Genomic DNA, 26,246 nt, shown 5'->3' with positions numbered 1-26,246 from the left:
CCTCGTCAAAAGGCGTGGAGACCGCGTCAGCGCGCTACGATCAAACCTCTGCTGGTTACGACGACCCAGCGACCGTCCTGCTTGCGGATCGCATCGACACGGCCGAGCCCCGGCACCGGATCGCCGGTGTGAACCTCGTAGACGCCGCTCCGGCCTTCTATCAAAGCATTGCCATCCATGACGTCGTGCAAGACCCAGCCCTGGACTGCGGGCAAACGCGCGATGCTCGGCTTGGGCGCCGGTAGCGGCACCGGCTCGGCAGCCGGAATAGAGCCTGTCACGTTCGCTGCGGCGGTGGTTGCAGGCGCAGCCGGTGCTGCCGGCGCTGCGGCCGAATGCTGCTTGTCCAACGCCTCCTGGAGTTTCGTCAATCTGGCCGCCGAGTCAGCATGCGCCTTCTCGATCTTGCCCAGACGATCATTGACCTTGGCGAACTGGCCGACATCGCCCTTGGTCGAACGATCGATGCCTGTTTTTAACGTGGCGATTTCGGATTCGAGCCGCCCGATGGTGCCTTCCAATGCCTGTGTACGGTCCGCGATCGCCGACGACTGTTGATCCGCAGTGCCGTGGCCGAGGCCGGATGTCGCGAGCGAACCGCCGATCGCCCCAATAATCGCCGCCAATGCCGCTATCGTTGCAATGGCGTTGAAACGCCGTTTGCCGAACCGGCTCGATGTCTGCGCACCGCCGGCTGCTGTTGAATTCTGATCGTGGCCCGCGCGGTCCCATGCCTCGCGGTGGAACGGCGCGACGATCATTGTCTTGCCGGTTTCTCGCATTGCGTCGGCCTTCGGAGCTTCTATCTCAACGTCGGGTTCGACCCGAGAGACTTCCGTCCTCGGAGCTTCCGTCTCAATCGTGGGCTCGATCCGAGCTGCTATCGGCTTAGTGTCGTCGGGCGGCGGCACGGACAATTCCTGCTCAGGCGCGAGCTTCGAAGGCTCGGCGCGCGACGACTCGTCCCCTGTCCCGCTGAATTCGTTACCGTGCTCACCGGTGGTCCGCTCAGACGAATGGTCGCTCACGTTAGAAACCTCCATGACTGGTTGACCATTTGGTAACTTCATTGCTTGCGGAATCGTTACCTTCGGCACCATTGCGGAAATTTTAGGATTTTTTCCGACCGACAAGGCGGCTTAACTGAGTCCGCAAATGTCCCGGCCGCCGTCGGTGCGAGAGCAATGGCGACGCCAAATCAGACCACGACCGGCGCGTCAGGAAGCTCATTCGGGCCGGTCCCCTGCTTTGGGAAATGGTGTGCAAGTTGTCGCGAGATGGCTTCGATGCCCGTGACAGCCCCCGCCTCGAAACGACCTTGCTTGAATTCAGCCTCCATCGTGGCACAGATGGTCTTCCACACCACTTCGCCGACCCTGGCGTGAATGCCGCGATCGGCAACGATCTCGACATCGCGGTCGGCAAGCAGCAGATAGATCAGAATGCCGTTGTTGTGCGCGGTATCCCAGATCCGCAGATGCGCGAACACATCAAGCGCACGCGCCGGCGCCGGCTGATCGCGAAACAAAGGAATGCCATCGAGCGCGCCTTCAACGGCGAACACCACCTGACCCGAATGGGTTGCCTCTCCGACGCGGATAGCCCGCTCGATGACCGCCATCACGTCCGGCGGGAAGTACTTTCGCACCCGCCAGCGACTCCCGAGCAGATGCTTGCCGATGCGTCCGATGCCCATGCCTACCAGCTCCCCGATGCGCCGCCGCCGCCGAAGCCGCCGCCACCGCCGCTAAAGCCGCCACCGCCTGAGAACGATCCGCCTCCCCTGCCGCCTCCGACCCAGGTGCCGCCGCCCCGGCCCGCGCTCGAAACAATCGCATCGCCGAACAGCGTGAAGATGAAAGCAAGCCCACCGGCAATGCCGGAGACAACGAGCGATCCGATGAACAGCCAGGCCAGGAAACCGACGATTCCCCCGACCGCCACCGAACCGAATAGCCGGCCGAAGACACTCCGGAAGATCCCACCGAGGACGAGAACGCCAACGATGACAAAGGGATTGAAGATATCCTCGATGCTGAAATTGTTCGCGTACTGTCCCTGCGGCTTTGGCGCAGGCAGCGGTTCGCCGTCGATCACGCGCAACATGCGATCGACGCCGGCCGAAATGCCGCCGGCAAAATCGCCGTTCCGGAACTTCGGCACGATCTCTTCGTCGATGATGCGCTTTGAGGTAAGGTCGGTCAGCGCGCCCTCGAGGCCGTAACCCACCTCGATCCTCAACTTGCGGTCGTTCTTGGCGACGACGAGGATCGCGCCATCGTCAACCTTCTTGCGGCCAATCTTCCATTGTTCGGCAACGCGGATCGAATATTGCTCGATCGTTTCCGGCTCGGTCGTCAGTACGATCAGCACCGCGACCTGACTACCTTTGCGGTCCTCGAACGCTTTCAGATCTTGTTCGAGCGACGTCTTCTGATCGCTGCCCAGCGTCGCGGTCTGATCGACCACACGGCCGGTCAAAGGCGGCACCGCCACATCGGCGAACGCTGCGCCGACCCAACACAGCATCAGCGTCAGCAGCGCTGCCTTCAGGGTACGCATCATCGCCACCGGCTACGCCGGCTACTTCGGCGCGGCCGGCGCCGGATTGAAATCGACCTTCGGCGCGGTCGAAATGTCCTTTTCGTTATCGACAGTGAAATTCGGCTTCGTTTTGTAACCTAACGCCATGGCGGTCAGGTTGGTGGGGAACGAGCGAATGGTCACGTTATAGTCCTGAACCGCCTTGATGTAGCGATTGCGCGCCACCGTGATGCGGTTCTCAGTGCCCTCGAGCTGGCCCATCAGATCGCGGAACAGGGTATCCGACTTGAGCTGCGGATAATTTTCGGTAACGACCAGCAAGCGCGACAACGCGCTGGAAAGCTCGCCCTGGGCGGCCTGGAATTTCTGGAACGCAGCCGGATCGTTGAGCACGTCTGGCGTCGCCTGGATGCTACCCACTTTGGCGCGCGCGTTGGTGACGCCAAGCAGAACATCTTTCTCCTGTTGCGCAAAACCCTTCACGGAATTGACGAGGTTCGGAATCAGGTCGGCACGACGCTGGTATTGATTGACCACTTCAGACCAATCGGACTTGATCTGCTCGTCCTGCGACTGGATAGCATTGTAGCCGCAATTGGTCAGGCTCAGAATTGCGAGCGCCGCCAGCACCGTCAAAAGCTTTCGCATCATATGTCTCCTGCCCGGCAATCAGATTGGGAAACGTCGCGCGGCCTCTCGGCCGTACAGGCCGGAAGATAGCAGATGTTAAGCGGGCCAATCCTGTCAAATCCCCTACCCCACGTAAGCCATGCATCTTCAATGGGGCGCGTCGGGTTTCCAGCCAAGAACGGCCAGCATCACGAAAAAGCCGACGACGTAGGCGACCGCGATGGGCCATCCGTTTCTGACCCACAATCCCACCGATTTCGCCTCGGGATACATGTTCGAAAGAGCCACGCCTGCGGAGGAGCCAAACCAGATCATCGAGCCGCCGAAGCCGACAGCGTAGGCGAGAAACCCCCAGTCATAGCCGCCCTGCTTGAGCGCAAGCGCGGTAAGCGGGATGTTGTCAAACACCGACGAAACAAAGCCGAGGCCGAGCGCCGTGGGCCACGACGCCGCCGGCAGCTTCTCGACCGGCATCATGGAGGCGGCGGTCACCAACGCCAGAAGAAAGATCGTGCCATTGAATGTTTCGGGCATGACCTTCCAATCCGGCGCGCGCAAGAAGGCCGTCAGCAAAATCGCCGCCCAGACAGCTAGGCCGAGCACGGGAACCGTATCGAGCAACGCCGGGAATTTGAGATTGGCGGTCACATTCGCCGCCAGCGCCGCGATGAGGATGACTGCAACGATGACGACTCTCGCGCCGTCCACGCGCAAGCCGCTCTGCGGATTTTTCACGATCGGCGAAAAGCGATGTTGCCGCATCGCGGCCGGAATCGCAAAGATCGCGAGCGCCACGATGGACCCGATATATGCCTCCAGCACGTTGAGCGGGCTGATGCCGTCAATCCACATCATCGTCGTTGTCGTGTCGCCGACCACACTTCCAGCGCCGCCGGCATTGGAGGCCGCGACGATCGCGGCCAGATAGCTGATGTGAACCTTTTCCCGAAAGACGTGGCGCGCCACCGTGCCGCCGATCAGCGCTCCCGCGATGTTGTCGAGGAAGCCCGACAGAACGAAGACTATGATGAGAAGGACGACGCCGCCTTTCCAGTCATCGGGCAGCACGGCTGGCATCTCATCGGGAATTCGGCTCTCCTCGAAATGCCGCGACAGAATGGCAAATCCCATCAGCAGCAGGAACAAGTTGGCCAACATGACCCACTCGTGGGTCATGTGATTGCCAAGGCCCGCCACTCCCGTGCCAGACTTGAATCCGGCAAAACCGATCTTGTAGCCGACGATCACTGCAAGACCGATCAAAGCTATAAGAAGCGTATGACGGTGAAACAGCGCAATGCCGAGAAGCATCCACGCGAAGAAAATGAAATCGAGGGGTATTCCAACGATCAGAATCGGATCGGTCATCGCATTCTCAAATATTTCAGCGTCGACAAAGTGAGATCCGCACAGCGGACTCACGCGGGGGACGGGGGAAGTGAAACCGGATCGCTGCCGCAACGAATTACGATCGTCTTCGCCTCTGGCCTCGCGGCTTGTGATCCCATGCTGGCTTGAGGCGTCGATGGATAAATCAAACCATCATCCGCCGACGAAGCGGCCATACTTTCCGCGAGAAAACAACAGCGCTTCATCCCGGTTGTAGCTATAGGATTCTACAGCGCCGAGGAAGATGACGTGATCCCCGCCGTAATAACGATCGACGGTTCGGCATTCAAAGTTCGCAACGCTGCCCGCCAGAAGCGGAGCGCCGCCGAGACCTGGCTTCCAATCGACCCCCTCGAACTTGCGGCTTGACGGCTGCGCAAATTTGTCCGCAAGCGCATACTGGGAAGTTCCGAGAACATTGACCGCGAAGTGGCTCGCATTCTGGAATACCCTCATGTTCCGTGAATAGATCACCAGACTCCAGAGCACCAACGGCGGATTCAGCGAGACCGACGCGAACGAGTTGCACGTCAACCCGTGCGGTTTTCCTTCTTCGTCGGCAGCCGTGATGATGGTGACTCCCGTTGCATAGGTCCCGAGCGCGTTGCGGAAGTCGCGCGGATCGAGAGCTGACTCTCCACTCGCCAGCTCACGGGCCGGGTCCGGCGTATCGGGAAGTTCAGGACCGTCGGTCATCAGACGCCTCACAACGTCAGATTCTGCGACGGCAGCCCGAGAGCGACCCGACCGTAATCCGTGCCCGCAGCATCGAAGTTGAATGCGATATGGGAATTGATCGCATTCGCATCGCGGAACTGGCGCTGCAGCGGAGCGCCGGCGAACAACCCGCGCGCGCCGCTCGACGCAAACAGCAACGAAACCGCCTCGGTGCACAGAGTCACAGCATAAGCACCATCGCGCCGCCATCCGGTTTTTACCACCATGTCGGGGACAAGCCCGCGCCGCGCATCGGACATCGCTCGGATGCAGACCGAGCGCATGAGCAGACGTGCAGCGTCGATCTTCGCGGATGCTTCGGCAATCTTGATCTGCGTGGACTGAAGATCGCCTAGCATGGCGCGACTGTAGGTGGTTGCACGGTGCCGTGCGACCTCGATGTAGTCTTCGAGGCAACCCTGGGCGTTACCAAGCGCCACCCCGGACAGCACGAACGGAAACAGTGCGAAAACCGGCAGGGCATAAAGCGGGTTCGCATTGACGGCACTCCCGGGCGACGGACCACCGGCGATGTCCTCGACCGACAACGTCATCCAACCTTCGACGAAGACATCGTCGACAGCAACGTCGTTCGAGCCCGTTCCTTTCAGGCCGGCGGCGTTCCACATGTCGATGATCCGATAATCTTCGCGGGGAATCAGAAAAATCCTGTACTCAATGCCATCGGCTTCATCATCGGATAAAACGATCCCCGCCAGCATGTTCCATGCACAGCAATCCACTCCGGACGAAAACGGCCAGTGGCCTTGCAGGCGATATCCGCCCTCGACTTTCCTGGCACGGCCGGAAGGAAACACGAAGGACGACGCGATCAACGCGTTCGCATCCTTGGTCCAAACGGCATCCTGCGCGCGACTGTCGAACATGCCGAGCATCCAGTGATGGCTCGCAAGGTTGGCCAGCGTCCAGGCCGCGGATGCGTCAGCCATGGCAATCGCCTCGGCGCAGTCGACGAGCGCCACATAGTCGAATTCAGAGCCGCCGACCCGCTTCGGCTGCAGGATTCTGAACAATCCGGCCTCGTGGAATTCCTCCTCCGTCTCCGGCGGCAAGCGCCGCAACTCCTCGGTCCTGGCAGCCCGGTCACGTAGATCCGGCACGAGTGCTCGCGCCCGCGCTATCACAGCCGCATAGGCATGATTGTCTGCATCAGACCCTGCCGGATTTGCAAACGTGCCGGGATCGATACCTGCCATTCGACAATCCCCTGAAATTCGGCTGATCGACGTCACCCATGCAGCAGGCTTCGTGACCACTCCTTTCTAACTACAAGCGAGCAAGAGGAGGATCAACAACAGATGGCATCCGCCGAATCCGGCGGTTACAGCGCGGCAACCCTGTGAGATTTTGCAATGAGCCCTTTGTCGAGTTCGATGCGACAGCCCGAGCTAAGGCTGGAGCGGTTTTTGAGCTTGCCGGCGGTAATCCGGCCGATGTCCGGGATTTCGGAGCTGCAGAGGCGGAATGCATCGCCCGTAGACTGTCGTTTCAGCGGTGAATGCAAAGCTCGGGCTCGCCAGCGCGGTCAGGGAAGTCGCGACAGCTAGGATCGCGGCGATTTGACAGACGGTTTCGATGTGAACGACGGTCATCGGAAGCCCTTTGAGCTGGCCCTTAAATCTGCGGCTGTTGTCGAGGCGGTACCCTGAACCATGGACTTTGGACAGACCGTGAGGTGAGTCACTCAAGAAATATGCAAGTTACATCAATGGAATACACATGACACGCCCCGCGCCGACAGCGACCGCCGTCAAAGCACTGCGACAAATTGGCCTGTGGCCCGAGAGTTGTCCTTACGCCCTCTCATCGAACAACGTCGTCAAGCAATACGAGGTGCTAAAGGCCAAGTCATTTCAAGCGAAACGCGGCTGAACCGTCCTACATACAATAGGCGGAATTCCGCCTATTGTAGCTTAAGCAAACTTGCGCGCCTTTACGCGCACTGCACGGCCGGACCAAAAGCGGAAAACCGTTATGGTCGGCTCCGCCATTCCTTTCTGGAATGCTGCATCGTCAATCCTCTGCAGTTTCGATAGGTAAAGAGCATGAAGACAATCCGCGTGGCAATTTTCTTCATCATCTTTTTATCCTGGATGCCTCTGCATGCTGCGACACCCGCGCCGGCGCCGGCACCGGGGAATGGCAAACCGGCGAGCCCGGCTGCTGCACCTCCCGCTCCCGCAGAGGATCTGCCGTCCGTCCCGGCGCCGGAGTTTCCGCGAGCGCAATCGAAACTCGACGAGTGGAAGCAGACGCTCGATCAAGTCGAGGCGACGCTGCGCGCCAAAGTCATTCACGACACCGTGTTGAACGATCTTCGGGATCGATCCGCGACGGCGCAGCGCGAAGCACGCGAGCTGATATCGAGAATTACGCCTCGCCTCGAGGCGGCAAGCGCGCGCGCCGCCGAACTCGCGCCAAACCCTGAAGCCACCGCTCCACAGCCCGACGACGTGAAGCTCGAACGGGCCAAACTGTTGGCTGAGATCGCCGCAAGGCAAGGCGTCATTCAACAGGCCAAGCTCATCAACGTGCACGCCCAGCAAACGATCGACGCGATCTCCGATCGGCGGCGCGCGGTATTCAACGAATCCGTGCTGCAGCGCTCCGCCAGCCTCGTCAATCCCACGTTCTGGCTCACGGCCGCGAACGCAGCTCCAATTGCCGCCGGCCGCCTGGTCGATCTGCTCTCCAAGTGGGGGCGCGTGCTATCGTCACAGCCGCTTCGCGCCGCGTCCGGCTTTGTTATCGCCGCCATCGTCGTGCTCGGATTCTTCCTGTCACCGGGCAGGCACTGGTGGTCAAGATGGACGACGCGCGATCCCGAGATCGCCAATCCCAGCGCGCTGCGGAAGACGGGTTCCGCGGCCGCGATCGTGTTCACCGATACGGCGCTTACGGCCGTCGCACTGCTTGTGCTGTACCAGGCGCTCCTGACGCTCGAGGTTCTCCCCGGCGACGTGACGCCGATCGTTCAGGCCCTGTTTCTGGGTATCACCTTCGGGTTCTTTTTTATCCGGCTGACCAGCGCGGTCCTCGCACCTGGCCGCCCATCATGGCGCCTGATCGAACTGGACAATGCCGCGGCCGACGGCCTGATTTCCTACTCAGTGCTGCTCGCCATGGTCACCGCGGTCGGCATCGTTCTCGATGCGCTCAGTCTGGCAATCGCATCGCCAATCGAGCTTACGATCGCAAGCCAGGCGATACTTGCAATCACGAAAGCGCTTCTCTTCATGGGCGCGCTGCGCGTTGCGGCCGCCACCGAAGCCGAGGAGGAATCCGCCGCACCCTCCTCCGCCCAAAGATCCGCGTGGCGTCTGCTGATTCCGATCGGCTGGATGATGGCCATGGCCGCCATTATCGGGCCCCTCGCGGGATATGTCGCATTAGGCCGGTTCATCACGATCGAAATGGTCGTGATGATCGTCGCGCTCATGAGTTTCATCCTCCTGAGCCGGTTCTCGGCGGTTCTTATCAATATGACATTCGCTTTTAGCGGCGCGGTCGGCCGTTTTCTGCGGCAAACTGCCGGCCTCGGGAGCGGCGCGGTCCGCCAGATCGCCGCGGTGCTCGGTGGCCTCGTCCAACTGTCCCTAATCGGACTTACAGCCTTCATCATCCTCACGACGTGGGGAATTCGTTCCGACGACGTCGTCACGTCGATGTCGTCGGCGTTCTTCAGCTTTCAAATCGGCAACATCACCATTTCGCCGTCTCAGATTCTCGGCGCGCTTGCGGTGCTCACCATCGGTATCATAGCCACACGCGCGCTCAAGCGATGGCTGGAGGAGCGTTTCCTGCCTGAAACCAATCTCGATGTCGGCGTTCGCAGTTCGATCGGCACCGGCGCGGGCTATGCGGGGGTCATTCTCGCGACCCTGATCGCGCTGTCGTATGTCGGACTTAACTTGCAGAACGTCGCTATCGTCGCCGGCGCGCTATCGGTCGGTATCGGATTCGGACTGCAATCCATCATCAACAACTTCGTGTCCGGCCTGATTTTGCTTGTGGAGCGCCCGATCAAGGTCGGAGATCGCATCGAAGTTGGTACCCGCATGGGCGTCGTGAAACGCATCAACGTGCGTGCCACGGAAATCGCCACATATGATAACGTCTCGGTGATTGTGCCAAACGCGGAACTGATCAGCGGCCAGGTCGTCAACTGGATGCATGGAAGTTATTCGGCTCGTCTGTCCGTAACGGTCAGCACCTCCTGTGACGCGAACCCGGACAAGGTCGTCGAAATCCTGCTCGACATCGTCGCGCACCACCCGCGCGCCCTGAAGTCGCCTGAACCGTTTGCAATTCTCAACAAATTCGGTCCCGACGCGCTGGAGTTTGCGGTCTTTTTTCACGTCGCGCACATAGGCATCGATGCAGGAGCCGCCAACGAGGTCAGACTCGAGATTCTCAAGCGCTTCCGGAAGGAGGGAATCGCGCTTCCGAACGCTCAACGGGACCTGTATATTGGCGACCTCGATCGCATCGAAGCTTTCGTGCGCAACCTGGCTGACGGCGGACGCTCCGGGCGTCAGGACGGCGGATAGGTTTATTGGAAAGCTGACGTTCACCATCGAATGATGTATAGTTCGGCTTCCGTATCTTCGATCGTGAAATACCGAGCGTGAAATGCAGGCTTTATCCAACAGATCACTACCCTCACTGAGTTTGCGAATCGATCTGGATCCAAAGGGCCGCATCGGACCAGGCAAGATTCAACTGCTCGAAAGCATCCATACTTGCGGCTCAATTTCAGCCGCCGGACGTGCCATGGACATGTCCTACAAGCGCGCCTGGGATCTCGTCGATGAAATAAATCGCATCTGCCGGCAGGCGGCGGTCGCGCGGCAGACCGGCGGCAAGAACGGCGGCGGCGCGGTCCTGACCCCCTTCGGGGTCGCCCTGGTCGCTCGCTATCGCAAGATAGAACGCGATGCCGCCAGCGCGGTCCACAAGGAACTCGAGGCGCTGCGAAACGACATCCGGCACCCGAAGAAAAGCACGGAACGAGACAGGGACGCCAAGGCTCGTTGATCCGGCCACGCCGTAACGGCGAGCGGCCCACGTTTACCGCACCGGCCGGCCGCATTCGGCGCTCATTTCCCCTGCTTCCCCGCCGCAGCGCTCTGGCCTGATTTCGCCTAACGTGATATACGAAAAAATACAACGACGAAGAGCAGGCGGCCCGAGAGGTGATCGCAGGCCTCTCGGACCCGCCGGGTAATCGTTGACGAGCTCTGCTGCGACGTAAGGTAAGAAAGGGACGGATCATGTTCGATGCCCAATGCGACCTCGCCGCTCTGGTCTATACGGAGGGAGAGAACCCCGATGATGTCCTCCATGAATTTGCCTCCGATCTGAACGAGAGCGGCCACCTCGCGGTGGGCATTGTTCAGCTTGGTCGCCACCGCATTGATGCCGACCTGTCAGCAACGCTGATCCCGACCGGCGAGCAGCTTCGGCTCCATCAGAATCTTGCGCATGACCCGGCGAGGTGCCGGCTGGACATCGAACGGTTGACAAACGCGGGCGAACGGATTGCACGGACTCTCGACGAAGGCGGGGATATCCTCATCGTCAACCGATTCGGCCGGCAGGAGCGCAAAGGCGGAGGCCTTGCCCATCTGATCGAGCGCGCGCTCGACGCCGACATTCCGGTCGTGATCGCGGTGCCGAGCCACTATTTTGCGGACTGGATCACATTTGCCGGCGGCATGACCGTCAAACTGCGTTGCGACCGGAAATCGCTGGATGCGTGGTGGAGACTCGTGTCGGCCCCTACTGGCAGCCTGCGTCCACCGGACCATTTGACGGTCTGTGAAGTTATCAAATAGGCTGCTCGTCTCTGAAAGCCGCAAGCATGATCGCGTGCGTGCTTGCGAGGTCGAATTGAGGCTTGTCCGCTTAACTTCCTTGACGCGATAACTCCTTGACACGACGGCAGCGTTTCCTTTGTAGGTGCCGCATGCCTGACCTTGTAATCGCGGTGGATGTCGGATCGAGCAGCGCGCGCGCAGGCGTATTCGACACGAGCGGCCTCCTGCTGGCGCGCGCCGAAGCTCCGTTTGCGACCGCACATCCCAAAACCGATCATGCCGAGCATAGTTCGGATGAGATCTGGGCAGCGGTCTGCCACGCGGTACGCGGTGCCGTTGCGGCCGGACACATCGCTGTCGAAGAGGTCAAAGGCATCGCCTTCGACGCCACCTGCTCGCTCGTCACCCTCGACCGTGGCGGTCGGCCGGTTACGGCCTCCATCACCGGCGATGATCGCTGGAACGTGATCATGTGGGCCGACCATCGGGCCACGGCAGAAGCGGACGAGATCACCGCCACTCGCCATCACGTGCTTGACCACGTCGGCAATGTGATGTCGCCGGAAATGGAAATTCCGAAGCTTCTTTGGCTGAAACGATATTGTCCCAATGCCTGGCGCCGTTACGGGCTTGTGCTTGACCTCACCGACTACCTGACCTGGAAGGCGACGGGCCGGGTCGCTGTCTCCACCTGCACCGTAACATGCAAATGGACTTATCTTTCCCACGAGCGGCATGGCTGGCAAAGCGATTTCCTGTCGCAAGTCGGGCTCGATGACTTGCAGGATAGAGCGTCGCTTCCCGCCTCGACGCAGCCGATCGGAACAAGTGCCGGTCCACTGGCCGCCGAAAGCGCCGACCAGCTTGGCCTGCCCCGCGGCTGTGTTGTCGGCGTCGGCGCAATCGATGCCCATGCCGGCGGTATCGGCATGCTTGGCAACCTCGACGCACCCGGCCTCAACGAGACTCTCGCCATGATCGCCGGCACATCCTCATGCCACATGGCGGCCTCGCCCGACCCGAGGCAAGTTCCCGGAGTATGGGGTCCGTATTACGATGCGATGCTGCCGGGCTACTGGCTGAACGAAGGTGGTCAATCCGCCACCGGTTCACTGCTCGATCACATTCTCGACCTCCATGGCGAAGGCAGATCGCTTGGAGCGGACCGGCATGCGGTGATGGCAGCACAAATCGAAGCAGCGCTGACGGAAAGCGGATTCACGTTTGTCGATGGTCTGCATGTGCTGCCGGACTTTCATGGCAACCGCTCGCCGCTCGCCGACCCGGAGTCAGTCGGCGTGATCCACGGACTGCGCCTTGACGCCTCCCCCACGTCGCTAACGCGGCTTTATTTCGCGACCGCTGTCGGCATCGCGCTGGGAACACGGCACATCATCGATGCCCTGAACGACGCCGGCTATAACATCGCCCATATCCGGCTGACGGGAGGCCATGCTGCGAGCTCGCTGCTGGTCCAGCTCTACGCCGATGCCGCAGGTGTCGCGGTTTCCCTGCCCGAACAACCAGACGGCGTGCTGTTGGGAACCGCATGTGCCGCGGCAGCCGGCTGTGGACTTTATCCATCGGTTACGGCGGCCGCAGCGGCAATGACCCGGATCGGTCGAACCGTGCAGCCAGCCCCAGCGGCGCGCGATTTCTTCGACCGGCGCTACCGTGCGTTCTTAATGATGCACGAGCATCGTCGGGCATTGTCGCAGTTCGTGTGATGGGCAGCAAGATGCAGGAGCCTTCCGCTTTTCATTGAAGCGGTGAAAGGCTCTAGCGCTGCAACCTGACGCCGAGCATCGCCACAGTCGCCACCGAACTTGCGCCGACAATATTCGAATCCAGCAGGTCGCGGCGCACCTGGGCCTTGATCTGGAATTCGCGGCTCAGCCTGTAAACGAGCTCCCCGGAAACCGAGTAAACCTGGTCGGAACGGGTTGACCCCTGATACTCTTGCGTCCCATAGGTGAACCTGCCGACCGCGGTCAACCAGCGCCGGAAATCGTGATTGACCTCGAAAGTGTAGGTGCGTGTCAGCACACCGGAGACACCCGCCACCAAGGATTCATCGACGAAGGTCACTGTGGTGAACCGCGCCGTGGTCAGCGGCGTCGCGAACCAAACCAGCGACCCGCTGGTGAGCAGGCCGGTCAGCTGGTTGAGACTCGGGTCCGCATAGTTCCGGGCGGTATAGCCGACAGAAGCTTCGCCAATCAGCAAACGTGTCAATTCAAAGCTAGTGCCGACCTTGGCGTAGCCGCCGTTGGAGTCGCGCTGAAAGCCATTGCGATCAAACTGCCTGTCACGGATACGCGTATCCGCCTCAACCTCGCCGAAGGGTTTGAAGCCGGGCAGAAGATCGTAGCTCGCGCGCGCCACGGCGCCGTATTGGTTGAAGTTGCGGTCATCGTTGGACGCCGATGTGCCGTCCGTCAATTGCGAGTTCTGATACACGGTGCGGTCTGCCAATCCATTCAGCAAAACCTGCAGCCGGTTGAAGTCGTGTTCGATGCCGGCCGTTCCCCCGGTCGTCGTAAAGATCGGATACCTTGTCAGACCGGCCTGGACGTTGGGACTGCCGGGATTGTCGGTACCAACCCGCAACCGCGCTTCCGAATTTATGCGGGTATCGTATCTGACATCGAGACGTCCATCGACCCTGCCGGTGAAATCCGGCCGATCCACATTCGTTGGCACCGACACGATCGACTGTGGATTATCGGCCCCCGGCGGAAAAGTTCTGGCAAACCCCGTGAACGATCCGCGAAAATCGACAAGAAGAGAGTGTCGCGCCCAATTCGATGCGGCCACGAATTCGGGCGACACCATATAGAACGCCGAGCCCTCCGGCCTATTGAAGCGACCGGGATTGGTGTTGTAGCCACCCCAAAGCTCGACTGCCGACTTCACGAGAAAGCTGCCGACGTAATTGCCTACGGCGCCGAACGGATCGTCATCGCGCTTCAGGCGGCGGCGCGTGGGCTGCCCCTCGACCTTCCCGGCCATCGCCGGGGCAAGCGGAGTCGTATTGGCGGTCGATGACGGCGGAATCGATAACGGCGGTGGCGGCGGAACAGGAACAAAGTTGCCCGGCCCCGGCGGTTGCTTCGGTTTCGGCGTGCCGGGATAAAGTTTCAGCTTCTTTCGCCGGCGATTGAGCGAATCATAGCCCGTGTCGTCCGCACCCGCCGCGGCGGGGATGTCGTAGGTGGGAATCCTGCCGATGCGGGAGGGAGCCATTGTTGACGGCGCCAACGCCACATCGCCGTCGGCATCCCTGGTCCGGCGCAAGGAAGACTCCTGCGTTTGAAAAAGCCCGCCCCGAAGCGGAGTGACGGTATCGCCGGTGAGTGTCTGGGCCTCAACAGTCGCGTACCCCGGAACGATGAGCGCGAGGCAAACCAAAACCGCACGCCAGGTCGGCGCGCGCTGGCAAAAGCCCGTCGCTGGACCGGTAGACACGATCCCGAAAACTCCAAACAAAACATAAACTTAAAAAGCTCGCCTAAAGCGGGCGCGCTATCGTTAATGGAGTTAAAACAATTATGGTTAACGGGCCGTTGAGAATGCGAAGCTGCATCGCATCGCACAGGCAGGCGTGCTAAAGCACAACGATCGGACCAAACATTGCTTCCGTGTCTCAGCGTGGAACCAGCATGACCTCATTTGAATCACGCACAGTGACACCCGCCATGACCGATCGGGCGAACGCCGCAATCGAGTCCGCATTGCGGACCTTCGAGGCGGAGGCTGGCGGCGTGTCGGCGCTTGCCGCAGCGCTCAGATCCGATCTCGGTCCCGCATTCGCTGCTGCAGCGGACCTGATCCGCAACGCCAAAGGACGACTGATCGTCACCGGTCTCGGCAAGTCCGGCCACATTGGCCGCAAGATCGCTGCGACTTTTGCCTCGACCGGGACGCCTGCCTTCTTCGTCCATGCGGCGGAAGCCAGTCATGGCGATCTTGGCATGATCACTCCCGATGATGTCATCATGGCGCTGTCCTGGTCGGGCGAGCAGCCGGAGATGAAGAATCTCATCACCTATGCCAAACGTTTTCGCATCCCCCTGATCGCCATGACCGCCGAGCGCGACTCCACACTGGGCAAAGCCGCAGATGTCGCGCTGGTGCAGCCCAAGGCGCGCGAAGCCTGTCCGCATAACCTCGCGCCGACGACGTCCTCGCTGATGCAACTCGCGCTCGGCGATGGACTTGCCATCGCGTTACTGGAGGGCCGCGGCTTCACCTCGGTCGACTTCAGCGTTCTGCATCCCGGCGGCAAGCTCGGCGCACTTTTGAAATACACCCGCGACCTCATGCACAGTGGCGACGCCCTGCCGTTAAAGCCGCTCGGCACAAAGATGTCGGATGCTCTGGTCGAGATGACGTCAAAGGGGTTCGGCTGCGTCGGCGTCATTGACGGCCAGAGTCACCTGGTCGGGATTGTCACCGACGGCGACCTACGCCGTCACATGGGACCCGACCTGATGACTGCCCGCGTCGACGATGTCATGACGCCCCATCCGAAGACGATCGGACGCGACCTCCTGGCGGGCGAGGCGCTCGAAATCCTCAACTCGTCGAAGATCACAGCGCTGATCGTAACCGATGGGAAAAAGCCGGTCGGCATCGTGCATTTGCACGACCTACTGCGCGCGGGCGTGGCTTGATCGTTCAAACCAAGGTCCCCTCGCGGGGCCTTCTGAGCACTCTGCGGGGTTCGATGTGCGTTACGATGCCGCAGCCACTGTCAGGTTCGCGCCGTTCGCCTTCACAATTTTCACCCGGCTGCCGGCCGGTGCATCCGGTCCTTCGATCCGCCAGATCGTATCGTCGATCCGCACCGTGCCTGTCCCATCAACGATCGGCTTCTCCAGCGTAAACACGCGCCCGACCAGCGCATGAGCGCGCTTGTTGAGGAACGGACTGTCGCCGGCGCTCGAATTCGAGCGCGCCATCCGACGCCATAGCGGCACTGCGGCGACTGCGAACACGGCAAACATCAAGAGCTGCGTTTGCCACGTCGGATCAATCAGGAACGACAGCACACCAACCAGAAATGCAGCCAGTCCCAGCCAGAATAGGAACACGCCCGGCGCCAACAGTTCGAGGCCCATCAAAACGACGCCAAAGATCAACCAGTTCCAGGTTCCCAGCGACGCGAACATGTCATCCATAAACGCTCTCCTTCGCCCGGTTTATCCTATCCCTGCGAAGGGACCGAGGCCGACGCACCCGCATTGGGCACTGCCCCCCTCCGTGCAGTCGCCGTAGCCGACGCCGCACTCTCGCCGAAAGTTGCTTTCGCGATCTCGCCGATGCCGGCCAAGGACGCCAGCATGCTGGTGGCTTCCAGCGGCAGCATCACAACTTTCTGGTTCGGGGAGTTTGCAAGCTGACCGAACGCCTTGATGTACTTGTCAGCGATGAAGTAGTTGAGTGACGCTACGTCACCCTTCGCGATTGCCTCGCTCACCATGCGCGTCGCCTTGGCCTCTGCTTCCGCCGACCGCTCGCGCGCTTCGGCATCGCGGAAGGCGGCTTCCTTTCGGCCCTCAGCTTCGAGAATCTGCGACTGCTTCTGCCCCTCGGCCTTGAGAATCGCCGACTGGCGCTGGCCTTCAGCCTGAAGGATGTCGGCGCGTTTTTCCCGCTCGGCCTTCATCTGACGGCCCATCGCCTGCACAAGGTCGGCAGGCGGCACGATGTCCTTGATCTCGATGCGATTGACCTTCAGACCCCACGGAGATACCGCGGCATCCACAACGCGAAGCAGCCGCTCGTTGATCTCATCACGATGCGACAGCACCTGGTCGAGGTCCATCGAACCCATCACCGAGCGGATATTGGTCATTGTCAGCGTCACGATGGCTTGATTGAGGTTCGCAACCTCGTAGCTCGCCTTGGCGGCGTCGAACACCTGGTAGAAGGTGACGCCGTCGACGGTGACGGTGGCATTGTCCTTGGTGATGACCTCCTGCTTGGGAATTTCGATCACCTGCTCCATCATGTTGATCTTGCGCCCAACGCGGTCGATGTAGGGAACAATGAGATTGAGCCCGGGATCGAGCGTTCGTGTATACTTACCGAACCGTTCGATGGTCCAGTCGTGACCTTGCGGCACCGTTTTGACTCCGGCCACCAGCGTCAGGATCACGAGTGCCACCAAAACAATCGCAAAAATATCGAACCCGGTCATGAAATGCTCCCTGCGAGGCGCCGTCCTTCAAGAACGCAATGCGCCCGCGCCACCCGCATAATGCAAAGCTGTGAACTCCCGGTTAGTCGCCACCGATAGATGTAAGGTTCGACTGAGCAAAATCGAGAGACAACAGAAACCATGGCGATCATGGTTTCTCGGTTCGCGCGCAAAAAGGGAGACGTACGCTTTAGAACCGACTACAGACTTAACACCGTCGTTCCCGAATCCGGCTGCGGAGAACCGTAAATCCGGTGGTCAGGATCAGCGCTCTGTGCCTTCGGAATGCAGGATGCAGCCTAGATCCAGCCCTGAAGCTCGCGCAGCACCAGCTTCCGGATAACGTCCATACCTGGATCGCTGTCGTTCAGGCAGGGAATCGCACTGAACTCTTCGCCGCCATTGTGGCGGAAGATTTCCGCATTCTCCTGCGCGATTTCCTCCAGCGTTTCCAGACAGTCCGCGGAGAAGCCAGGCGTGACGATGGCGATACGCTTAACGCCGTCCTTCGCCAGTTTCTCGACGGTCTTGTCGGTGTAGGGCTGCAGCCATTGATCGAAGCCGAAGCGCGACTGGAACGTCAGCATCAACTTTTTCGCATCAAGCCCCATGCGTTTACGCAGGGCCTCGGTGGTCGCCACGCATTGCGCCTGATAAGGATCGCCCTTGTCGACATACGCCTGCGGCATTCCGTGGAATGATGCCATGATGATCTCGGGCGTGAACGAGAGCGAGGCGAGATGCCTCTCGATCGAAACCGCCAGCGCGTCGACATAGTCGGGGTCGTCGTAATAGGGTGGCGTCACCCGCAATGTCGGCTGCGCGCGCATCTCGCCGAGCACGCGAAACGCCTCGTCGCATACGGTGGCCGTCGTCGTGGCCGAATACTGCGGATAGAGCGGCACTACAAGTAACCTGTCGCAGCCCTGTGCCGTCAGCGCTGCGATGCGCGAGTGCATCGACGGATTACCATAACGCATCGCCCAATCGACGACGACGTGCTCGTGGTCCGTGATCGCAGCCGCGAGCTTGTCGGACTGCGCGCGCGTGATGGTCTTGAGCGGCGACTCGTTCCGCTCGGTATTCCAGATCTTCAGGTAGTCGCGCGCCTTGCGGCGTGGACGGGTATTCAGAATGACGCCGTTCAGCGCCAGCTTCCAGATCAGGCCTTGCTTCTCGATCACGCGCGGATCGGACAGGAATTCCTTCAGATAGACCCGCAAGCCGCGCGCATCGGCGGTGTCGGGTGTGCCGAGATTGACGAGCAAAACGCCGACGCGCTCGCGCGGCGCACCCGCCGCGGTCCGACCTTTACCAATAGGAATAACGACCGTCATACGGTCTGGATTCGCGCGCCTGCCCGTTCTTGTCAAGCCCGCGCATCTGCCGATACTGTTGCGAAATTGACCGCGAAGGGGATTGCCATGACGATCGCCGAATGGTGCATCTTCGGTGCGGTCATTCTGTACCTGCTGACGATCGTACCGTTCAAGGCGCTGGGCTCTCCCGGTTTCGACAACGGCCGCCCGCGCGATCCGGGATTTTACGACGATCCGCTGCGTACCCGAGCGCTCGGGGCGCACCTCAACGGCATCGAAACCTTTCCGTTTTTCGCGGTAGCCGTGCTGCTTTCGGAGTTTCGCGGCGCGCCTCAGCATCTGGTCGATGAACTTGCGGTCCTGTTCCTGATCGTCCGCGCCGCTTACGTTTTGACCTATATCGGCGACCGCCCGACGCTGCGGTCGATCCTCTGGAGCATCGGCTTTGCCATCAACACCGCGATCTTCTTCCTGCCGGCGATCCGGCACTGGCTGCCTTCATGACACGCGCGCTAGGCGGATCGAGTTATAGCGTTCTCGAGCGAAGTGGATACCGGTTCGCGTGAAGAAAACGCGTCGAAACAACACCTAGAGCTTCGCTTCTGATTCAACACCTAGAGCTTCGCTTCTGATTCAATCAGAAGCAAAAATGCTCGAGCCTCTCTACGCCGCCTGCGGCGTTTCCAGCAACCCACGGCGCCGCAACAGCGCCTCTGGCTCCGGTTTGCGGCCGCGGAAGGCGATGTAGGCTTCTGCCGGATCGCGGGAACCGCCCGACGAATAAATATCATCGTGCAGCCGCTTAGCCGTCTGCTGATCGAAGATGTCGCCGGTCTCCTCGAAGGCTCCGAACGCATCGGCGTCCATCACCTCCGACCACATATAGCTGTAATAGCCGGCCGCGTAGTGATCTCCGGAGAAGATATGGCCGAACTGGGTCGGCCGGTGCCGCATCGCGATTTCCGTCGGCATCCCGATCTTTTCCAGCCCGGCCCGTTCGAACGCTCCGACATCGGAAATCGTCGAGGCCGGCTGGCTGTGAAACTCCAGATCCATCAGCGCCGAGGCGACGAATTCAATGGTGGCAAAACCCTGATTGAACTGCCGCGCCGCAAGGAAGCGCTCAAGCAGATCGTCCGGAAGCGGCTCTCCGGTCTGGTAGTGTTTTGCGAACTGTCGCAGCACTTGCGGCTGTTCCTGCCAGTGTTCGTAGAGCTGTGAGGGCAGTTCTACGAAATCGGTAAACACGCTGGTGCCCGACAGCGAGGGATAGGTGACGTTTGAAAGCATGCCGTGCAGGCCGTGTCCAAACTCATGGAACAGCGTGCGCGCATCGTCCGGCGACAGCAGCGCAGGCTGGTCATCCGCACCCTTGGCGAAATTGCAGACGTTGATCACCAGCGGCGCGATGTCGCCGTCGAGCGTCTGCTGGTCGCGCAATGTCGTCATCCAGGCGCCGGACCGCTTCGAGGCTCGTGCGAAGTAGTCGCCGTAGAACAGCGCCTGATGCTTGCCGGCAGCGTCCATCACTTCCCAAACCCGGACGTCCGGATGCCAGGTCGGAATGTCCTTGCGCTCCGAGAAAGAGAGCCCGAACAGCCGATGCGCGCAATCGAAGGCCGCGGCGATCATGCCCTCCAGTGCCAGATAGGGCTTGATCGCGGCATCGTCGAAATCAGCGCGGATCTGGCGCAGCTTTTCAGCGTAGTAGCGCCAGTCCCAAGGAGCGAGGGTGAAGTTGCCGCCCTCCTCCGCGATCAAGCCCTGCAAGGCATCGCGGTCGGCAAGCGCCCTCGCGCGGGCCGGCTTCCAGACCCGCTCAAGAAGACCACGGGCGGCTTCCGGCGTCTTGGCCATCGAATCCTCAAGCCGATAGACGGCAAAGCTGGGGTAGCCCAGGAGTTGCGCGGCTTCCTCGCGAAGCGCGAGGATCTCCACAATGGTTGCGTTGTTGTCGTTGGCGTTGCCGTTGTCGCCCCGGGCGGTGAATGCCTTGTAGACCTTCTCACGCAGGTCGCGGCGGCGCGAACTCTTGAGAAACGTCTCCACCGAGGAGCGCGAGGTGGTCACGATGGCCTTGCCGGGCAGCACGCGTTCCTCCGCCGCGGAACGCGCCGCTGCAATGAAGCTGTCCGGCAGGCCGTCTAGATCATCTTCGCCGAGTTCGAGGAACCACTCCTGTTCGTCGCGGAGGAGATGGTGGCTGAAGGTGGTGCCGAGATGAGCCTGCCTTTCGTTGATCGCAGCCATCCGCGCCTTCGCGGCCTCGTCGAGACCGGCGCCAGCCCGGTGGAAGCGCGTGTAGGTGCGTTCCAGCAGTCGCAACTGTTCGGCCGTCAGTCCGAGCGCGGTGCGATTCTCGTGGAGTTGCGCGATGCGGCCGAACAGCACCGCGTTCATCATGATCGGATTCCAATGCCGCGCCAAACGCGAGGAGACATCCTTGTCGATCTCGAGCAGCTCCGGATTGGAGTGCGCCGACACCAGATTGTAAAATATTGCCGAGACCTTCGCGAGCAGCCTGCCGGAGCGTTCCAGCGCGATGATGGTGTTGGCGAAGTCCGGCGCCGACGGATCGTGGGTGATAGCGGCGACCTCGGCGGCATGGTCGATGAACGCCTGTTCGAAGGCGGGCAAAAAGTGTTCAGGCCCGATCTCGCCGAACGGCGCGGTCTGGAAAGGCGTCTGCCACGCCTTCAGCAGCGGGTTGTCCGGGCCTGAGGCGGAAACGATAGGCGACGATTGAGGCGTGTCTGACATGGCGGTCCTGCTTTCGCCTGTTGCTGCACATTTTTGCCGCGATCCAAAGGCACCAAAACTATAACACGCGATGGGGCTCTTTGGGGCCTTTGGCGCTTGCCGCGGCAGGCATTTTCGGAGACATTGCGGTCGCAACGGGATTCTCCGACATGGGCTCACAACCAACCCCTTCCGCCACACGCCAGATCATCTGGCCCAGCGTCATCACCGTCATTTCGGCTGCGATACTGATCGGCGCGGAAGTGTTCGGTGCAGCGTTCGCTGGCGGCTGGGCGCTCGCGATTCTGTTCGGACTGAGCGAGACGGAGGGCCATATCCTGCAAGCGGTTCTGTTCGTGATCGGCGTGTTCGTCATGATCAATTTCATCCGCGCTGCCCAACGCGTCGAGCCCTTTGTACGGCGAGCCTGAGACAAACCGCTGCGGCACAGGGTCAACCTGCAGCCTTCGTACGCATCATCCGGCGTTTCATTAAACAACTTTAAACTCTTCATCATCGGCACACGAACGCGTCTATCGACGACGGCGTGCAGAAACAGCTTCGCTCCAAGAAAATTGTTGCGAAGCATGATCAAAAGACTTATCTCTGTTCCTGCCCAATTTCGCACGTGCCTGTGGTCGTGTGTCAGTCGGTGGGTATCCGGACAAGAGGCCGGACAGCCGCCAAGGGTGAAGTGGCCGAGGGTCACTCAGTCGATCGAGACTGAGAGGCCAGCATCTCTCTCCAGGGATGCCATTGAAGGCGCTTTATTCCTTGCAACCGTGACTGGCAGCCGGAGGCGAACCGGTGCACCCCGCTCTCAACGGGGGACGCGACTTAAAGCAACGACGGATCGGGCTTTTTTGGTCTCTACCGGCTTTCCACCGCCGGCGCGGGCTACTGAAAAGGCTTGTCCTTCATTGCCAGGTGTGCGGGCGGGATCATCCCACCCAATCCACGGCAGCACAGTTGATCTGAGCTCAAGGCGTTGTCGCGTCTCCATCGTGCGACGACGCCAGAACGTTCAGGCCGACGTCATTTTGAACGAGTCCGTCGCTGGACCGTTTGGAGGGTGCTATGACCGAACGCATTCGGGAATTCCTGCGCGACCGTCGCAGCAAAGGAGACGATACCGAGCCCTGCCTCGTGGTCGATCTCGACATCGTGCGCGACAACTACCAGACCTTCGCGAAGGCGTTGCCGGACTCGCGCGTGTTCTACGCCGTGAAGGCAAACCCTGCACCCGAGGTGTTGAGCCTGCTTGCCTCGCTCGGGTCGTGCTTCGACACCGCGACCGTCGCCGAAATCGAAATGGCGCTTGCTGCCGGCGCGACACCGGATCGCATCTCCTTCGGCAACACCATCAAGAAGGAGCGCGATATCGCGCGCGCCTATGCGCTCGGCATTCGTTTGTTCGCGGTGGATTGCAATGCGGAGGTCGAGAAGATCGCCCGCGCCGCTCCGGGAGCGAAGGTGTTCTGCCGCATCCTCTATGATTGTGCGGGTGCCGAGTGGCCGCTGTCGCGCAAGTTCGGCTGCGATCCGGAGATGGCGGTCGAGGTGCTCGATCTCGCCAAACGTCTAAGTCTTGAGCCGGTCGGCATTTCGTTCCATGTCGGTTCGCAGCAGCGCAAAGTGAAAGCTTGGGATCGTGCTCTGGCGATGGCCTCGCAAGTGTTCCGCGACTGCGGCGAACGTGGCATCAACCTGACCATGGTCAACATGGGCGGGGGCTTCCCGACGAGGTACCTGAAGGAAGTTCCGCCGGTCGTGCAGTACGGCCGGTCGATTTTCCGCGCACTGCGCAAGCACTTCGGCAATCAGATCCCTGAGACCATCATCGAGCCGGGCCGCGGCATGGTCGGCAACGCCGGCGTGATCGAGGCTGAGGTTGTTCTGATCTCGAAGAAGAGCGTCGGTGACGAGAACCGCTGGGTCTATCTCGACATCGGCAAGTTCGGCGGCCTCGCGGAGACCATGGACGAATCGATCCGCTACGCAATCAGAACGCCGCATGATGGTGCCGAGATGACACCGTGCGTGCTGGCAGGCCCGACCTGCGACTCCGCCGACGTGCTCTACGAGAAGCAGCCGTATCCATTGCCCGTGACGCTCGAGATCGGCGACAAGCTGCTGATCGAAGGCACCGGCGCTTATACGTCGACCTACTCTTCGGTGGCCTTCAACGGCTTTCCGCCGCTGAAGACCTATCACATCTGAGCGCAAGATCTTCCTCTCCGTTCGCGGAGAGCTGAAAGAGAAACCGGAAGCCGGTCCACCGGCTTCCCCCCATCACAATGATTGCTGACAAACTCCGCGCGGCTATTCGAGTCGCCAGAGTGGGGATGACGCGCCATGAATGCTGTTCTCAAGAAAATCGCCGCCCACTGCGAAATTTCTTCCTTCGCGATCCGCGCCGAGCGCCCTTCCGACGTCGCCGCGCGCGAAACATTGCTCGACGCAAGCTTCGGCGACGGCCGCCATGCGCGGACCTGCCAACGTCTGCGTGACGGACGGAAACCGGCCGAGGACCTCGCTTTAGCGGCGGTTAGCAACGGCAAGCTGATTGGAACCGTGCGGCTGTGGCACGTCAGCGCCGGGGGCGTCGCCGCGCTGGCGCTCGGTCCTCTCGCGGTCGCTGCGTCCCATCGCAAGCTTGGCGTGGGCTCCGCATTGATGGAGCGCGCGCTCGAGCTTGCACAAACGCACGGCCATGGCGCCGTGATCCTGCTCGGCGATGCGCCGTATTACGCGCGCTTCGGTTTCTCGGCGTTCAAAACTGGCAGCCTTCTCCTGCCCGGCCCGTTCGAGCGCGACCGGCTGCTCGCTGTCGAACTGCGCAAGGCTGCGCTTGAAGGCGTTTCTGGCCTGATCGTACCGACAGGCGCTCGGGTTTCGAAAATGCGGCGAGCTCACGCCCGGGAAATTGCGCGGCCGATGCCGTGCGCGGCATGAACGCATCACGACCGACGATGCTCGTTTCAAGAGCGGGCGCGTGCAAGCAACGCTCGCGCCGAGGACGGAATTCGACAAACACCGTGCTCTCGCCGAGGGATACAATGCCCTGGTCCAACCTGAGCATTGACTTCCACGCGGATCACCCTACGTTGGCATGATCATGTCGAACGTTTGCAATAATCGTTTGTTGCTGCGCGCTGGTCACCTTCACGCAGGAAGGTGACCCGGGCGGACGTGTGCCGTCCGGGATTATCAAGTTCGACCGCATTCCCACCTAACCCATTTGTTTCCTAGGCACATCGAGCGATGCCTTGCATCGCAAGTTGTGCCGCCGTCGTCGGTGATCGTCTAATCAACAGACGATCACTCGATACGACCAACTCGCGGTGAAAAGACATGCTCGACAATCTGCAGATACGCCTCCCCGCCATCGCCATTAGCGCACACGATATCGATCGCTTGCGGCACCTTGCCGAAGCTGCGATGGAGAAACATCCCACGACGGCAGAATTTCTCGCCCGGGAAATCGACCGCGCCGAAATCATTCCCGCCGATCGCTCCGTCATCGACGACATCAGCGGCCTGAGGCGCAAGGTCAATCTCGTGACGATGCAATCCGAAGTAACGTTCGTCGACGACATCAGCGGCGAAAAGCGTAAAGTCGTTCTTGTTTATCCGGAAGACGCCGACGTCGATGCCGGCAAGATCTCGATTCTCACACCTGTCGGCGCGGCCCTTATCGGTCTGTCTACGGGACAGAGCATCGAGTTTCAAACCCCCTCCGGCGGATGGCGTTCGCTGACCGTGATCGCTGTCTGGTCGCACTGGCCAATGCCGGACTGCAAATAGCAGTAATGCGTCTGTCTCCACCCTATTAGGGACAGGCGCATTGCGAGCCGCGTTGTCCAGTTCGCTTCAAAACGCTATAGACTTGGCGCATGACGGGCGGCCACCATAATGACCATTCCCATCGTGCTTGTCATGGTCATGGCGGGCATACTCATGGTGATCATGGTCAGATCGCGAATTTCGGTCGCGCTTTCGCGATCGGAATCGGTCTGAATGCGGCCTTCGTCCTGATTGAGGCCGGCTACGGCTTCGTTGCAAACTCCACCGCGCTGCTCGCCGATGCGGGACACAATCTGTCCGACGTGCTTGGATTGCTGGTGGCGTGGATCGCAGCCGTGCTATCGCGACGCCCGCCGACGCCGCGTCTGACCTATGGCCTTCGCAAAACATCGATCCTGGCGGCGCTCGCGAATGCGATCCTTCTGCTGATCGCATGCGGAGCGATCCTGCTCGAGGCGATCCAGCGTCTGATCCATCCCGAGCCGATTGAGAGCCTGACCGTGATCGTCGTCGCCGCCACCGGAATCATCATCAACGGCATCACCGCGTGGCTGTTCGCATCGGGCCGCAACACCGATCTCAATATTCGGGGTGCCTATCTGCATATGATGGCGGATGCCGCCGTCTCGTTTGGCGTGGTTCTAGCTGCCACCGCGATCATGGCGACGGGATGGCTTTGGCTCGATCCGGCGATGAGTCTCGTCATCGTTGCGGTCATCGTCGCGGGCACATGGAGCCTTCTGCGCGAAAGCACCGCGATGACGCTGGCCGCCGTACCTTCGGGCATCGATCCGGCCGCGGTGCGCACCTTCCTCGCCGGACATTCCGGCGTTGCCTCGATTCACGACCTTCATATCTGGGCGATGAGTACCACCGAGACAGCGCTGACCGCTCACCTTGTCATGCCGGCTGGAAACCCAGGCGATGCCTTCTTGATCGAGACTTGCCATGAGTTGCAGCATCGATTTGGAATCGGCCATGCCACGCTGCAAATCGAAACATCCATCGACGTCGAATGCGCGCTCGCGCCCGACCATGTCGTATGACTATGACATC

The 26,246-nt window shown here is 60.7% G+C and carries 24 protein-coding genes; 12 read left to right on the top strand and 12 right to left on the bottom strand.

Annotation, left to right across the window (positions count from 1 at the left end; all coding sequences use genetic code 11):
* Window positions 1-26: 26 nt before the first annotated feature.
* The 7 genes from ACM561_RS05240 to ACM561_RS05210 all read right to left on the bottom strand — a co-directional run bounded on the left by ACM561_RS05240 (window position 27) and on the right by ACM561_RS05210 (window position 6,497).
* The gene (locus ACM561_RS05240) at window positions 27-1,028 is read right to left on the bottom strand and encodes a hypothetical protein (RefSeq protein WP_425908578.1); all 1,002 of its coding nucleotides are present in this window, start codon (window positions 1,026-1,028) and stop codon (window positions 27-29) included.
* A 170-nt stretch (window positions 1,029-1,198) separates the two neighbouring features.
* Window positions 1,199-1,696, bottom strand: coding sequence for a TPM domain-containing protein (locus ACM561_RS05235; protein WP_425908576.1), 498 nt, complete (start codon window positions 1,694-1,696; stop codon window positions 1,199-1,201).
* A gap of 2 nt (window positions 1,697-1,698) precedes the next feature.
* Window positions 1,699-2,562: a TPM domain-containing protein gene (locus tag ACM561_RS05230; RefSeq protein WP_425908574.1), complete on the bottom strand. Its 864-nt coding sequence runs from the start codon at window positions 2,560-2,562 to the stop codon at window positions 1,699-1,701.
* Between the two features lie 21 nt (window positions 2,563-2,583).
* Entirely contained in the window at window positions 2,584-3,192 is a 609-nt protein-coding gene (locus tag ACM561_RS05225; RefSeq protein ID WP_425908572.1) for a LemA family protein, read from the bottom strand.
* A 129-nt stretch (window positions 3,193-3,321) separates the two neighbouring features.
* Window positions 3,322-4,542, bottom strand: coding sequence for a citrate transporter (locus ACM561_RS05220; protein WP_425908570.1), 1,221 nt, complete (start codon window positions 4,540-4,542; stop codon window positions 3,322-3,324).
* A 174-nt stretch (window positions 4,543-4,716) separates the two neighbouring features.
* Window positions 4,717-5,259 carry a flavin reductase family protein gene (locus ACM561_RS05215; protein ID WP_425908569.1) on the bottom strand — a complete coding sequence of 181 codons (543 nt, stop codon included), beginning with the start codon at window positions 5,257-5,259 and terminating at the stop codon, window positions 4,717-4,719.
* An 8-nt stretch (window positions 5,260-5,267) separates the two neighbouring features.
* Window positions 5,268-6,497: an acyl-CoA dehydrogenase family protein gene (locus tag ACM561_RS05210; RefSeq protein WP_425908567.1), complete on the bottom strand. Its 1,230-nt coding sequence runs from the start codon at window positions 6,495-6,497 to the stop codon at window positions 5,268-5,270.
* A gap of 523 nt (window positions 6,498-7,020) precedes the next feature.
* Between ACM561_RS05210 and ACM561_RS05205 the strand changes: the two genes are divergently transcribed.
* From ACM561_RS05205 to ACM561_RS05185, 5 genes are all read left to right on the top strand, one after another.
* The gene (locus tag ACM561_RS05205) at window positions 7,021-7,173 is read left to right on the top strand and encodes a hypothetical protein (RefSeq protein ID WP_425908566.1); all 153 of its coding nucleotides are present in this window, start codon (window positions 7,021-7,023) and stop codon (window positions 7,171-7,173) included.
* Window positions 7,174-7,346: 173 nt separating this feature from the next.
* The gene (locus ACM561_RS05200; protein ID WP_425908564.1) at window positions 7,347-9,851 is read left to right on the top strand and encodes a DUF3772 domain-containing protein; all 2,505 of its coding nucleotides are present in this window, start codon (window positions 7,347-7,349) and stop codon (window positions 9,849-9,851) included.
* Window positions 9,852-9,933: 82 nt separating this feature from the next.
* Entirely contained in the window at window positions 9,934-10,338 is a 405-nt protein-coding gene (locus ACM561_RS05195; protein WP_079447753.1) for a winged helix-turn-helix domain-containing protein, read from the top strand.
* Between the two features lie 236 nt (window positions 10,339-10,574).
* Window positions 10,575-11,138 (top strand): DUF2478 domain-containing protein, encoded by a 564-nt coding sequence (locus ACM561_RS05190; protein WP_079447754.1) that lies wholly within the window; start codon window positions 10,575-10,577, stop codon window positions 11,136-11,138.
* Between the two features lie 131 nt (window positions 11,139-11,269).
* Entirely contained in the window at window positions 11,270-12,847 is a 1,578-nt protein-coding gene (locus tag ACM561_RS05185) for an FGGY-family carbohydrate kinase (RefSeq protein WP_425908561.1), read from the top strand.
* A 52-nt stretch (window positions 12,848-12,899) separates the two neighbouring features.
* Here ACM561_RS05185 and ACM561_RS05180 read toward each other — a convergent pair whose 3' ends face one another.
* Window positions 12,900-14,588 carry an outer membrane beta-barrel protein gene (locus ACM561_RS05180; RefSeq protein WP_425908559.1) on the bottom strand — a complete coding sequence of 563 codons (1,689 nt, stop codon included), beginning with the start codon at window positions 14,586-14,588 and terminating at the stop codon, window positions 12,900-12,902.
* A gap of 230 nt (window positions 14,589-14,818) precedes the next feature.
* Between ACM561_RS05180 and ACM561_RS05175 the strand changes: the two genes are divergently transcribed.
* On the top strand, window positions 14,819-15,796 hold the full coding sequence (locus ACM561_RS05175; protein ID WP_425908557.1) for a KpsF/GutQ family sugar-phosphate isomerase: 978 nt from the start codon (window positions 14,819-14,821) through the stop codon (window positions 15,794-15,796).
* A gap of 60 nt (window positions 15,797-15,856) precedes the next feature.
* Here ACM561_RS05175 and ACM561_RS05170 read toward each other — a convergent pair whose 3' ends face one another.
* The 3 genes from ACM561_RS05170 to hemH all read right to left on the bottom strand — a co-directional run bounded on the left by ACM561_RS05170 (window position 15,857) and on the right by hemH (window position 18,662).
* Window positions 15,857-16,303, bottom strand: a complete 447-nt coding sequence (locus tag ACM561_RS05170; protein WP_425908555.1) for an NfeD family protein — start codon at window positions 16,301-16,303, stop codon at window positions 15,857-15,859.
* A gap of 26 nt (window positions 16,304-16,329) precedes the next feature.
* Window positions 16,330-17,325: an SPFH domain-containing protein gene (locus tag ACM561_RS05165; protein WP_425908553.1), complete on the bottom strand. Its 996-nt coding sequence runs from the start codon at window positions 17,323-17,325 to the stop codon at window positions 16,330-16,332.
* A gap of 299 nt (window positions 17,326-17,624) precedes the next feature.
* Complete coding sequence (hemH, locus tag ACM561_RS05160; protein WP_425908552.1) at window positions 17,625-18,662, bottom strand: ferrochelatase; 1,038 nt, start codon at window positions 18,660-18,662, stop codon at window positions 17,625-17,627.
* An 87-nt stretch (window positions 18,663-18,749) separates the two neighbouring features.
* On the opposite strand from hemH, the gene ACM561_RS05155 reads away from it, so the two are divergent.
* The gene (locus ACM561_RS05155; RefSeq protein ID WP_425908551.1) at window positions 18,750-19,148 is read left to right on the top strand and encodes an MAPEG family protein; all 399 of its coding nucleotides are present in this window, start codon (window positions 18,750-18,752) and stop codon (window positions 19,146-19,148) included.
* Window positions 19,149-19,307: 159 nt separating this feature from the next.
* Here the strand turns inward: ACM561_RS05155 and ACM561_RS05150 are convergent, their stop codons facing one another.
* On the bottom strand, window positions 19,308-21,404 hold the full coding sequence (locus ACM561_RS05150) for a M3 family metallopeptidase (protein ID WP_425908550.1): 2,097 nt from the start codon (window positions 21,402-21,404) through the stop codon (window positions 19,308-19,310).
* A gap of 149 nt (window positions 21,405-21,553) precedes the next feature.
* On the opposite strand from ACM561_RS05150, the gene ACM561_RS05145 reads away from it, so the two are divergent.
* From ACM561_RS05145 to ACM561_RS05125, 5 genes are all read left to right on the top strand, one after another.
* Entirely contained in the window at window positions 21,554-21,814 is a 261-nt protein-coding gene (locus tag ACM561_RS05145) for a hypothetical protein (RefSeq protein WP_425908548.1), read from the top strand.
* Window positions 21,815-22,460: 646 nt separating this feature from the next.
* Entirely contained in the window at window positions 22,461-23,603 is a 1,143-nt protein-coding gene (locus ACM561_RS05140; protein WP_425908547.1) for a type III PLP-dependent enzyme, read from the top strand.
* Window positions 23,604-23,738: 135 nt separating this feature from the next.
* Window positions 23,739-24,338, top strand: a complete 600-nt coding sequence (locus ACM561_RS05135) for a GNAT family N-acetyltransferase (RefSeq protein ID WP_425908545.1) — start codon at window positions 23,739-23,741, stop codon at window positions 24,336-24,338.
* Window positions 24,339-24,737: 399 nt separating this feature from the next.
* Complete coding sequence (rnk, locus tag ACM561_RS05130; protein ID WP_425908543.1) at window positions 24,738-25,190, top strand: nucleoside diphosphate kinase regulator; 453 nt, start codon at window positions 24,738-24,740, stop codon at window positions 25,188-25,190.
* 89 nt (window positions 25,191-25,279) lie between these two features.
* Window positions 25,280-26,236 (top strand): cation diffusion facilitator family transporter, encoded by a 957-nt coding sequence (locus ACM561_RS05125; RefSeq protein ID WP_425908541.1) that lies wholly within the window; start codon window positions 25,280-25,282, stop codon window positions 26,234-26,236.
* Window positions 26,237-26,246 lie beyond the last annotated feature (10 nt).

Source organism: Nitrobacter sp. TKz-YC02, assembly GCF_049852135.1.
In the GTDB taxonomy this organism is placed as follows: Bacteria; Pseudomonadota; Alphaproteobacteria; order Rhizobiales; family Xanthobacteraceae; genus Nitrobacter; species Nitrobacter vulgaris.
This window is presented reverse-complemented; position numbering and strand designations above follow the sequence as displayed.